This window comes from Pseudobacteroides sp. (genome assembly GCF_036567765.1).
Lineage (GTDB): Bacteria > Bacillota > Clostridia > Acetivibrionales > DSM-2933 > Pseudobacteroides.
Map to the genome: position 1 here is coordinate 1 of NZ_DATCTU010000009.1, position 12,680 is coordinate 12,680.

Genomic DNA, 12,680 nt, shown 5'->3' on the forward strand with positions numbered 1-12,680 from the left:
TCAAAATCAAATCTTTTCCAACCAAATACAGAATGATATAATTGGGGTAGCAAAACTACCCTTGATCTTTGAAAAATAATTAGGTGTAAATGTAACACCTAATAAAAAATATAGAATAAGCTTCTTTATTAAGGATACATATAGCGGAAGTGCAGGAGACCCACTGAGTCTCAATCTTTACACATACTGTGCAAATAATCCATTGATGTATTGGGACCCAACAGGTCATTACTACCAAAAACAATATGTTTCTGGTCAAGGTTTAGTTGATGTATGGGTAAACGAAGAAGGATTCTTTGGTGCAATAAATAACGCTAATCATGCAGCAGAAGAAGCATTAACTAGTGTTAGAGATAAGATGGATGACTTTTCAAGTTCTGCTAGAGACTATATTTCAGAACAGGCACAAATTACAAAAGAAGGATTTGAAGCACTCACAAATTCGGAAAAAAGAAAAGAAGCATTTGAGTTAATTGACAAGTATGGCACTGATTCGGAAAAATTCTGGTCAAGAGTGTATGCAGGGGCCGCTGCAGTTACAGGTGCTGGTGCTATTGCCGGAACAATTGTGGCTGGGGTAATGGCAGCACCAGTGGTTGCACCTGTAATAGCTACTGCAAGTTCACAAATGGGTGCAAGAATAGCAACAACTACCTTTGGTGGTTTTGTTATCAATAATGCAGATAAAATAATAAACAAGGCTACAACAGTAACTGGAGCTATAACAACTGGTGGCAACTTATTAGCAGGCGACTTTAAAAGTGCCGGATTTAATGCATTAGCAACATTCGAATCATTCTTTACTGGTAAGTTTATAACTGCTAATGGTGCACCGGGGTCTGGAAATAAGAAGACTTTTGCTCCTGTAAATCAATCAAGTATTGACGCAAATAGAGGAAAAAACTATAATCTGATAGTTAATAATAGTTCTTCTACGGGAGTTGGTAAGGGTAGTACCATTAAGAATACTTTTGCATCAAGGAAAGAAGCTTTTAACCAAGTAAAGAAAGATTTGGGTATTACTTCTTCACAACAACCTATTAGTCAAAAGATGGTTCCATTAACGGATGCTAACGGTAACAGAATATTAGACGCAAATAAACAACCTATTATGAGTAGGGAACTTACATACGAGGTAAATGGTAAGAAAATAGTTGTCCAAGACCATTCAGCTGGACATGATTTCGGTGAAGGTGGAATTGGAAATCAGCCTTCTCACTTTAATGTCAGACCTGCCGATAATACGAGAACAGGCAAAGTTGAAGGAACGCAAGACCACTATTATTTTGATAAATAAATTGAAAGTGAGGATGATTTAAATGGTTAATCAATTAAAGCTAATGAACCCTCAAGCATTTATTAGTATATTTGGAAATATACCTAGTTTTATTGGTTCTGAATTATTGGATGTTCAAATTAAAAGAGATGGGCCTACATTGGTTATTCGCTTAATGACAAATGAAGTTGTACAATCTAAGCCAAAGCGTTGGGATAAATGGGATGTAATATATGTTGAGTTATCATTTTTTGCTATTCGTGACTTGACAATTACAGGTGTATCTACAAAAAACCAGATTAATGAATTTGAAATAAAAGAACGTGAGAAAGAAGCAGAGTTAGAAATTGGATGCGATAGTCAAATGAAAATTAAATTTTTATTTGATTGGGCAAGGGTAGAACAGATAACTCCTGGCTTGATTGGTACTCCATAAATGTTGGGACGCTTCACGAATTAACAAATAAAGCCTTGATAGGGGTAAACATCGTGTTCCCTGTCAAGGCTTTTTCCTTTTTATGTACCAAATTGCAGTTTTGACTAAGAGATAATAATTTATTTCTTGGATAATTCTCTTGCTCCCCATAAATTGAAAATTGAAAAGATATAATTTATGTGTGCAATATTTTACAAAATACAGGAGGCTGGTTTTGTGGAAGAAAATTGGTTTTACTGAATAAGCAAAAGTTATTGTGCCGAGATAAATTCCAAATTTGCTGGAAGAACTCCCGGCTTTTTACTTTTTTACTCCCGGAAATTACAGTATTAAGATTATTGCTGGAAACCAGCAGAGAATATCAGGGGTCCACAAAGTTGGTACTTTAAGGCTAAGGATGTTTTTGATAATTTTATAAATGTTGACAATCATACAAGGGTTAGGAATGTAAGTGGTGAAGTTGAGCAGGTGTTAGAGATCTTTGGAATCACTGACGTAGTGAATCAAGAGCAAATCCGTCCCCCATTTTTAAGAAAGCCTGCGAAGCCTTACATAAAAAGACTCTGTAGTGACCACGTTATCTGCTTCGTAGTGACTTACAGAGTCAGAATTGGAAAGGCAAACTATAAAAGTTTTATAGTTTGCCTCTCCAATTCCCGCATGTAATCTTTGTCTTTAAATATTCGAATCAAAGGTATGTTTGTTTAGATAGATGTTAAATGCATTAGTAAAATCATAGTGTTTCCAGAAATGATAATCAAATTGAAGCAGGGTATGGGAAGATTGATTCGATGTGAAACAGATACCGGGCTTATAGCTGTCCTTGATTTCAGGATAAGTAAAAAAGGCAGGTGCCGACAGAGAGTATTAAAAGCCTTACCGGATTTTGAAGTAACAGACTCTATTGATGATGTTAGGGTTTTTATTAGAAAAGTGAAGGAAGAGGATTATTTCAAAGATGTAGGGGCTAAGAGGGATTTTAAATAGAAACGTTAAGATTGATAACTGGAATGAGTAAAGAAAGACAAGATATTGCTAATATACTTTTAGTAGTGCCTTTTTGTTTTTTATAAAATAGGGGGAAAAATGAGAATAAAGGAAACAACTTTTAATGCTGAGCCAAATCTTATAATCTATGTTACTGAAGAAGAAAGTAATAATAATGAGATTATCAGTAGGATTGATGAATATAAGAAAAAGTATAAATGTATTTCTATATTTATATCTGGGAAAGCAGATATAAAAGGTATTCTGAAGAAAATGATTATAGAAAAATCAGAAATCAGAAGTCATTATTGATTACGTTTACTTTTTCAATTAACTATTATATAATATCGGTGATATAGCCCATATTTAAAATGTGAAGATGAGGTATTTGAAATGAACGTGGTTGGTTATGTACGTTTATCCCGCGATGAAGATAAGGAAAACTACTCTTCTATAGTAGCACAGAAAGAAATTATTACAGAATATGCGAAAAAATTTAACTGGGAAATATGTAGAATGTATGTCGATGATAATTATAGCGGATATACATTTGATAGACCGGCTTTTTCAAGGATGAAAGAAGATATTGAGAATGGTAAAGTTGACATTATTATTGCAAAAGATATTTCGAGAATAGGAAGGCATAATGCGAAAACATTACTATTTATTGAATATGTACAAACAAATGGAAAGAGATTGATTTTGCCTGAAGAAGGTAGTGGTTATGACACAGAAGCAGATGATGATGATATACTTGGAATAAAAACATGGTATAATGAAAGATATGTAAAAGATATTTCTAAAAAAATTAAAGCAAATATGCACATAAAGCAAAGAAAAGGTGAACTCGTAATGGGAAATTTATACGGATATATAAAAGACCCGAATAACAAATCTAAACTATATATAGATGAGAATATTAGACACATTATTCAGTTAATATTTAAACTTTATATAGATGGCTTGGGGTATAAAAAGATTAGCGATATCCTAAATGAAAAAGGTTACCCAACACCATCAGCATATATTAAACAAAAACACGCTGAAAGTGGGCGAGTATTCAAAAATTTGGTTAGCGATTTGTGGCAGACTCATAATATTCAAAGAATAGTTCAAAATGATTTATATATTGGCACCTTATGGACACATAAAAAGCAAAATAAAAAAATTGGCGGGAAACAAGAAAAAGTAAAGAAAGAAGAACAGTATTGTTTTGAAAACCACCATGAAGCAATTATAAGCAAAGAGGATTTTGAATTAGCACAACAGATAAACAATAAGAGAAGAAGCCTCAGTGATTACAGCGGAAAGAGCTTTTCAAGTGTAAAAGCTACATATAAGGGAAATGCAAAATATGATTATATATTTTCATCCTTTGTTTTTTGTGGCGATTGTGGTTTTGCTGCAACTGGAAAGAATTTAGGAAGAAAACCTAAAATCATAAGGGGTTATGAATGTACACAATATGCGAAATATGGTCTTCAAAGGTGTGTTAGTCATAATGTATGGGAGGACAAACTCTTATTTTTCTTTAAAGAGTTTTTGAAAGAGATAAAAAATCAATATGAAGAGTATTTAAAAACCTTCAATTTTGAACAAAGTAGAAAGAATGTAACAGAGTCATTAAATAGACTTCAAAAGGAACTCAAGGTCACAAACGAAGAACTGAAGATACTTCTAAATCAGAAAATCAAAGATATAATCAAAGAGACGAATGCTGAATATCGTGAAATTATAGAAGATAGTTACTCTCAGCTAGAGAATGATAAAAAAGCTAGGATAAATGAATTAACAATAAAAATTGAAGAACTCAAAAGAGTCGGAAATAAGGATATCGAAAAGAAGATACAAACAGCTATTGATAAATTTGATAGCATCATTGAATCAGAACGACCTGATAGAAAGGTTCTTGAGATGATTTTGGACAGAATATTGATTTACCATGATAAAACTATAGAGTTTAAATTGCTTGTTGACATTTCAGAATTAACCTATGAAAACGCATCGGTGATATAGCACACTCACCTGATAGTGCGACTGTTGCATCCTGTTTGACTTTCCTGCAAAACAGCAAAAGTGATGAGTCGATATCTGCCATGCCCGGTAGATCCCTAGCCAGCACAGCGTCTTCAAGTGCATGTGCCAGATCATTGTTGTCTATAGTTATGTAGTGATGGCATGTGCCGTATTCATCCGACATGCGTTTAACCCAATAGGCATCAGAATCGGGTTGGAAAGCATTGGCTTTAAAATACAGATCGTTTCCTTCATAATCTATTGAGTATGTGTGAAGCTTGCTTTTCCCTGAGGCTGCAAATGATTTTGCAGCGATGGCTGCAATGGCACTTGAATCCAGCCCTCCAGACAGGAATACACAAACGGGTACGTCTGCAACAAGCTGACGGGTAATAGAATCAATGACAAGTTCTCTTACTGTATCTATTGTATACTCCAGATTGTCTTTATGCTCATCACTTGAAAGAGACCAGTACTTTTGAATAAATGTTCCGCTATTGTTATGCAAAATACAGTGGGCAGGCTTTAATTCTTGTATATCTTTAAATACACCGCTGCCTGGGGTTCTGGCAGGTCCTAAAGAGAAAATTTCCAGTAAGCCATCCCTTGCGATTTTGGGCTCAATTAGCTTACTTTCAAGAAGCACTTTTATTTCCGAACCGAATATCAAAGCGTTTCCAACCTGGGCATAAAACAAGGGTTTAACTCCAAACCTGTCCCTTGCCAGAAAAATACTTTGGGATGCTTCGTCCCATACCCCGAATGCATAAATTCCGTTTAAGTGCTCGACGCACTGAGGCCCCCACTCAATATATGAAACAAGCAGAACCTCGGTATCTGAATTACTGATAAACTTGTGACCTAGCGAAGCAAGCTCTTCTCTCAAATCAGATGTGTTATAAAGTTCACCGTTATATGTAATTACATATTCCCGTCCGCTGTAGTTTTTGACCATGGGCTGACATCCTCCGGCCGGGTCAACTACTACGAGCCTTGTGTGACCAATAAGGGCATGATTGGAAATCCATTTTCCACTATCATCCGGACCTCTTTTTAATAACTTGGATGTCATCTGATCCAAAGTATCTTCAAATTGACTTATATCTTCCTTGAGATTTATCCATCCAGCAATTCCACACATTTTGAACCACTCCCTGCAAGATTTTTTAATAATAAGTACTGACAACTTATCATCAATCATTGTAATATATGATTTTTGACTATATATGTTGCGAAAAAGAATTTACATTAGCAAATGTAGTTATTGTTTCTGATCTCGAGTGATTTAAACAATGAGTGATTTAAAAAATGGAATTTTGGGTAAAAATATATATCTATACTAAGAGTGTTCGATTATAATATAAAGTAATTGGCAATTTCTTATTTAACATTAAATAAATGCTAAAGTAATTCAGGAGGGAAATTAAATGATTAGTGAAAAAATGCAGCAAAAGCTTAATGAGCAAATACAAAAGGAATTTTTCTCTGCGTACCTCTATCTTTCAATGGAAGCGTACTTTGCTTCAAGAAACCTAAACGGGTTTTCCAATTTCTTCCGCGTACAGGCTCAGGAGGAAAGGGATCATGCTATGATGTTCTTTACCTATGTAAACCATGTAGGAGGGAAGGTAAGGCTGGGTATGATTGAGGAACCGAAATCGGATTTCCAATCAATTGAAGAGGTTATGAGAATGGCCTTAGAGCATGAACAGTATGTGACAAGTTCTATTTATAGTATAGTTGATCTGGCTATTGAAGAGAGAGATCATAAAACAAACGCATTTTTACAGTGGTTTGTAACTGAACAGGCGGAAGAAGAGGCTTCTGCTGAAGGTAATCTTGAAAAGATAAAGTTAATCGGATCGGACGGCAGGGGCATATTGATGATGGACGCCGAATTAGCCCAAAGGGTATATACTCCTCCTCAAACATCCCAGGCATAAAAAACAGGCAGCTGCTTTATTATACAAAAGCAGCTGCTTATTTTTTATGTATTAAACTTTATATCGTAGAACGCACATTTTTCTGTCACCTATGTTCTGCCAATACTCGATAAAGTCACCATTTTGTTTAAAATCTTCGATGTTATACTTATTTGCCCTGATATATGCCAAAACTTCCTCTGAAAACAATATATCATAAGCGGCTGGTTCAATTGCAGGAAGAATTCTAAGAGGTATTTCATCATAAATGGTATATTCATTGTTAAACAGATATGCTTTGATGAAGTTCTTAGTATCCTTTCCGAGAATAAATTTGCTTGCAACTATCAGGACATCATCAATTCTTAGGTCCTTTTCCTTTACAATTTCTTGAAGCTTTTTATTTTTACTGACGACCTTATAATTGTTTATGTACTCATGAAGCTTGCTGTGGCTCATTGCTTTAATGTTTGCAATTTTAATCTTGGTTATATCGGATGCTTCCCCTTTGAAACTAACCACTGTTATGACATTATCATCCTGATACCAGATTTCATGCTGGTTCATATTTATTATGATACCAGACACGTTCTTTTCATTAAATACGGGAAACAAAAAGGGCTGATTGTTCAAGTACTTTATAGTTCTTATAATAACCTTTTTATCGTCTTTAATAGTAACGCTGACTGGCTCCCCCCAAACATCCTTATCTACTATATACATGTAGCCTGCTTCAGTTCTGTAAATTCTGTTTTTTCTGTTGGAAACTATGAGTTGACTTTTTTCTACTTTAAGTACTTTTTCAAGGTTTTTAATCTTCTCGTGTTTAAAGGATTTAATCAATTCTGAAATCTGTTTTGGCGTGTTTTCAATATTCTTTACAATACCTGACTTAATGTTGTTTGATAAATCGGAAAGTGCACCTTTACCCTTATTGATTTTATCATCACCATCCTTTAAGTTAATACGATTAAGAAGATTTCCAAAACTACCTTTGAGAAGAACTTTTTTAGTATCCATATACAATTCCCCTTTAAACAAATGCCGGAGGCAAAATAATTTGATATTATTTATACTCGGAAAACATTCCAGAATGGAGCTGTCTGCCGATAGTACGTCAAAACTCATGAATGGAAATTAAGTGTTAATAATATTATAATCTATTTCTTAAATAATACCAATATATAATTTAAATGTTTTTTTAATGTCTAGTAAATTATGGTGCATTCAGCTCCATAATTTCTCACGACGCCATTACGGTTGACAAAATCATTTCATGATTTTGTTAATGTCTAGGGGATTGCGGTATATTCTTCACGATTTTTCACAAAAACATCAAGGCTTCAAAATCGTAGGCAATTTTGATAATATCATATATAGTTATATATGGTACAAGTGGGATTAATATGCAAAAACATATGAATTTGATTACCTTAGAAATCACTTTAAAAGGCATTTCTGTTGTGTTAAAATGAATTATACAAATTTTTCTCCTAGATATAAATGAATTAGAGCAATTAAAGCTTACCTTTTTTAAAGGCTTTCTTAATGTGAAGGGATTTTCTTATTTTTTACGGGGTGTTGAATTGTGAGTTTCAGAAGAATCTTGAAAATTAAAAAAAGTATAGTTTTTACATGGCTTTTATATTATAGCATAATTCTCATTGTGCCGGTTCTGATTTCCATATTTACCTATCTCAAGACGTCTGATGTTGTTCAAAATGAAATAGACAGCTCAAATATGCTTTTTCTAAAGCGAATTCAGCAGCAGATGGATATATTGCTTAATGACGCCAGAAGACTAAGCATAGAGATCTCATTAAATACACGAGTTAACAGTCTTTTAATCCTAAAGTACCCGAAAGAAACCCAAAAGTCTACGTATGATATATATAGGGCTGTACAGGATTTGAGTTCCTATAAAATTCCAAACAGCTCCATAGATGATTTTTATGTGTATTTTAAAAACATCGACTTTGTTATTTCCCCGAACTCGGGAAACTTCAGTGATTCTTATTTTGACATATACTTTAAGAGAAATGATATTTCCTACGAAAAATGGAAGGATACGCTTTCAGGCAATTATAAGGGAGATTTTATAATTCTTAATAATTCATACTCGCAAAACAAGTCAAGGAATACTATTATTTATATTAAGACCATTCCGTATATAAATCAGGGGAGCACATCTGCCAACATTGTCATGAGTATTGATGGAACCAGATTTATCCAGGATGCAAAGGACATAATGACCCTTAATAAAGGTACCATGCTTATAATAGACAAAAGCAATAATATTGTTATATCTACAGGAGACGGTACCTTTAAACAGGACATAAATTATCAAACACTTGCCGATAGCAGCGGCATGCTTCATCAGACAGTTAACGGCAGCAAGTCTGTGGTTTCTTATATATCATCTGATGCAGCAGATTGGAAGTTTATATCCATAATCCCTGAATCAATATTTTGGGAAAAGTACGATAATATAAGAAAATTGACGTTTTTAGGTATAACAATATGCCTTTTGATATGCATTTTTATCACCTACTATTCATTAAAGAAGAACTACAATCCTGTAATGCGGGTTATTGAGCTCTTGGAAAACCGGAACGGTCTGAAGTTTGACAGCAGCAATAATGAGTTTTCGTTTATACAGGATGCAATAAACCAGGTTTGTAAGGAAAAGGAGGATGCCAGCAACCTTGTAAAACAGCAAAATAAGGTGTTAAGATCAAACTTTCTATCAAGACTGCTGAAAGGAAATATGGGAAAAGTCCCCATAGAGGACCTGTTTTCCATGTATGATTTATATTTTTGTTCTCAATATTTTGGTGTAATGGTATTCTACATAGAAAACTACGATGAGAAGCTTGTTTCATTGGAAAACAAACTAAAAGAAATTAAAGATGCTGAAAATCATAAGCTCCTGCAGATTATAATGACCGACATTGTTGAAGGAATTATAAGCCAGCATAATAATGGGTATATGACTGAAATTGATGATATGATGGTTTGTCTGGTCAATTTTGGTAACAAGGAAATCGATATCATGAAGGAAGAATTAATGGATGCGTCAATGGAAGCTAAAAATCTATTAAAGGATAATTATGGAATTCATTTAAAGGTTGCATTAAGTAGTATTCATGAAACCACTGCTGGTATTCCGTTAGCTTATGGTGATGCTATGGAAGCCCTTGAGTATAGCAGATTTCTCGGAATTGATGAGATCAGCCGTTTTGAAGATATAAAAGGCATAGAGAAAGGCAGCTACTATTACCCATTGGAAATTGAACAACAATTTATTAACAGTATCAGAATAGGGGATTTTGAAAAGTCTCAGAGTATATTGAATGATATATTTTACAGTAACTTTGAAAAGGCAGTATTATCTATAAAAATATCCAGATGCTTGATGTTTGACCTGGTAAGTACAATGATAAAGGTTGTAAATGACATATGCAGTGATCCGGAGGACAAGTTTTTAGATGAATTAAATCCCATTGAAAGGCTTTTAAACTGTGACAGCATCAATGAAATGAAGAGTGAAATGAATGGTATTTTAAGTGCCTTTAGCGTGTACATAAATGAAAGAAATAAAAAGAAGAGCAAGATTAAAACAGTTAACAATGACATAAATCTAAAGGATGCTGTAATGGATTATGTATATAAAAACTATAAAGACTATAGTCTCAGCATATCTTCCATAGCCGACAATTTTGGCATCCATCCCATTAATCTATCAAAGGTTTTCCTGGGGCAAACAGGTGTAACACTTTTGGATTTTATAAACAAAATAAGAATCAGTGAGGCGAAGAAGCTCTTTAAAGGAAATTACAGCAATCTTGAAGAGATATCAAAAGAGGTAGGTTATTCAAGCAGCCGTACATTTACAAGAATATTTAAAAAGTTTGAAGGTGTAACACCCGGGAAATATAAGGAATCCATAGCTTATGAAATGTAAATTGGAAACTAAAAAGCTGTTTAGCTTTTTAGTGGTTTATTGGAGGGTATGAATTGTTTGTTAAAGAATATAAGATACTTCTTATTATATTTTACTGCAGCTTTCTTGCAATTATTTTGGGATGCTCTTCCGGCAGTACTCACAAACCCCAAAATAATACCAGTATTGAGGAAAGCAGTGGTTATCCCATAAAGACTGATATTACACTTAAATATTGGATGATTTTACATAATAATGTATCGCAGGTTGCGGATAACTTTGGTAACCTTCCTATAGCAAAGGAACTGGAAAAAAGGACAGGGGTCAGGGTAAAATACATTCACCCGCCAAAGGGACAGGAAAAGGAAGCCTTTACTATAATGGCTGCCTCAGGGGAGCTGCCTGATATAATAGAGTACAATTGGCTTATGTATCCGGGAGGCCCCAATAATGCTATAGAAAACGGAACCATATTAAAGCTTGACACATTGATAAAGGACTATGCACCAAACCTGTATCATTATCTAAATACACATCCTGATATAAACAAGATGGTTAAAACCGACGACGGTCACTATTATGTATTTCCGTTTTTAAGGCCTGATGAGGACCTGCTTGTAACCTTTGGGCCAGTTATAAGAAAGGACTGGCTTGATGAATTAAATCTAAACCTGCCTGAAACTTTAAGTGATTGGTATAACATGTTGAAGGCCTTTAAGGATAAAAAGTATGCACAAGCTCCCCTTACGGCAACAGTCAAGCTCGATGATGACAGAAACACTACATTTACCGAACTTATCAAGATTTTTTCGGGTGCTACAAATTCTTACCAGCATTTTTACATAGAAGATAAAAAGGTCAAATATGGACCAATTGAAGAAAGTAGAAAGTACTTTTTTTATTGTATGGCCAAGTGGTTTAGAGAAGGGCTTATTGACAATAATTTTGCAATTAATGACAACAATGCACAGGAGTATAACATTTTAAGCGGTAAATCGGGTGCAACAATTTGTTCGGGCGGTAGCGGACTTGGGAAATGGATAACGGCATTAAAAAGGCAGAACCCAAACTACGATTTGATTCCGGTAGGCTACCCATCAGATGAAAAGGGCAAAATGCCAAAGTTTGGAGCAAGATCCCTTGAGTATTCAAATCCTGGAAGTGCCGCCATCAATGCCAACAGTAAAAATGCTGAAACAGCTGCCCGGTATCTGGACTTTATGTACGGTGAAGAGGGACATATGCTGATGAATTTCGGTTTAGAGAATGTGTCTTATAAAAAAATCAACGGTAACCCTGTTTACACCGACCTTATAATGAAAAGCAAAGAAAATCTGGCTCCGGCAACTGTAATGTCCAAATATATGAGGGGACATACCAATGGGGCCTTCATACAGGATGAAAGGTACCTTAAGCAGTATTATTCATTGCCCCAGCAAAAAGATGCTCTTAATATATGGGGCAAGACCGACCAAAAAAAGTATCGTATGCTTCCTGTAACGCCTACAGTAGAAGAAAGCGTCGATTTATCAAGAATGATGAATGATATAAACACTTATGTAAACGATATGACCTATAAGTTTATTATGGGAAAGGAGCCCCTATCCAAATTTGATGAGTATGTGTTAAAGGTAAGGGAACTTGGAGTTGACAGAGTTCTAAGTATTTACCAGTCAGCCCTCGACAGATACTATAAAAGATTATAATATATGAGCTTTGGATTTTTAATATAAAATATTGTAATAAAAATCCAATGTTAGAAATATAATAGGAAATGTAAAAGGGCTATAACCTTTAAGATAGAGGGGCTTAATGTGGCACTTAGCCCCTCGTGATTTAAAATAGAGTGATACAATCTACTTTTTTACATGCCCGGCAAATATTCTGAATAAATTGCCCAGGGCAATAAAAAGCAGCATAATTGTGAATAGAAGGAGTAAAATGAGAGCTTTTTCAGGGGTTGTTTGCGACTGTACCATGAAGCTGGCGAAGGTGCTTCCAAGACTGATTACAGCTAGCGTAACGCCTTTTTTCATAATAAAAATCCCCTTTCAACTTGAACCTTCAATAATATCACTTGTACCATTCTCTTCTATATTT

The 12,680-nt window shown here is 34.6% G+C and carries 10 protein-coding genes; 8 read left to right on the forward strand and 2 right to left on the reverse strand.

The genetic code is table 11. The annotated features are described in order from the left end of the window. The first annotated feature begins 205 nt into the window (after positions 1-205). The 5 genes from VIO64_RS02965 (at position 206) to VIO64_RS02985 (ending at position 4,715) form a co-directional block, all read left to right on the forward strand. Positions 206-1,297: an HNH/endonuclease VII fold putative polymorphic toxin gene (locus VIO64_RS02965; RefSeq protein ID WP_331915011.1), complete on the forward strand. Its 1,092-nt coding sequence runs from the start codon at positions 206-208 to the stop codon at positions 1,295-1,297. Between the two features lie 22 nt (positions 1,298-1,319). Next, positions 1,320-1,712: an immunity 50 family protein gene (locus VIO64_RS02970; RefSeq protein WP_331914993.1), complete on the forward strand. Its 393-nt coding sequence runs from the start codon at positions 1,320-1,322 to the stop codon at positions 1,710-1,712. Positions 1,713-2,462: 750 nt separating this feature from the next. After that, complete coding sequence (locus VIO64_RS02975; protein WP_331914995.1) at positions 2,463-2,699, forward strand: helicase C-terminal domain-containing protein; 237 nt, start codon at positions 2,463-2,465, stop codon at positions 2,697-2,699. Between the two features lie 99 nt (positions 2,700-2,798). Beyond that, positions 2,799-3,011, forward strand: coding sequence for a hypothetical protein (locus tag VIO64_RS02980; RefSeq protein ID WP_331914997.1), 213 nt, complete (start codon positions 2,799-2,801; stop codon positions 3,009-3,011). Between the two features lie 81 nt (positions 3,012-3,092). Next, positions 3,093-4,715 (forward strand): recombinase family protein, encoded by a 1,623-nt coding sequence (locus tag VIO64_RS02985; protein WP_331914999.1) that lies wholly within the window; start codon positions 3,093-3,095, stop codon positions 4,713-4,715. Here the strand turns inward: VIO64_RS02985 and asnB are convergent. Then, positions 4,660-5,856, reverse strand: a complete 1,197-nt coding sequence (gene asnB / locus VIO64_RS02990; protein WP_331915001.1) for an asparagine synthase (glutamine-hydrolyzing) — start codon at positions 5,854-5,856, stop codon at positions 4,660-4,662. The genes VIO64_RS02985 and asnB overlap by 56 nt on opposite strands. A gap of 286 nt (positions 5,857-6,142) precedes the next feature. Between asnB and VIO64_RS02995 the strand changes: the two genes are divergently transcribed. Then, positions 6,143-6,658, forward strand: coding sequence for a ferritin (locus VIO64_RS02995; RefSeq protein WP_331915003.1), 516 nt, complete (start codon positions 6,143-6,145; stop codon positions 6,656-6,658). Positions 6,659-6,709: 51 nt separating this feature from the next. Here the strand turns inward: VIO64_RS02995 and VIO64_RS03000 are convergent, their stop codons facing one another. Beyond that, entirely contained in the window at positions 6,710-7,657 is a 948-nt protein-coding gene (locus VIO64_RS03000; RefSeq protein ID WP_331915005.1) for a hypothetical protein, read from the reverse strand. Between the two features lie 568 nt (positions 7,658-8,225). Here VIO64_RS03000 and VIO64_RS03005 point away from each other — a divergent pair. Together VIO64_RS03005 and VIO64_RS03010 are read left to right on the forward strand one after the other, a co-directional pair. Further along, on the forward strand, positions 8,226-10,601 hold the full coding sequence (locus VIO64_RS03005; protein WP_331915007.1) for an AraC family transcriptional regulator: 2,376 nt from the start codon (positions 8,226-8,228) through the stop codon (positions 10,599-10,601). 53 nt (positions 10,602-10,654) lie between these two features. After that, complete coding sequence (locus tag VIO64_RS03010) at positions 10,655-12,286, forward strand: extracellular solute-binding protein (RefSeq protein WP_331915009.1); 1,632 nt, start codon at positions 10,655-10,657, stop codon at positions 12,284-12,286. Positions 12,287-12,680: the final 394 nt, after the last annotated feature.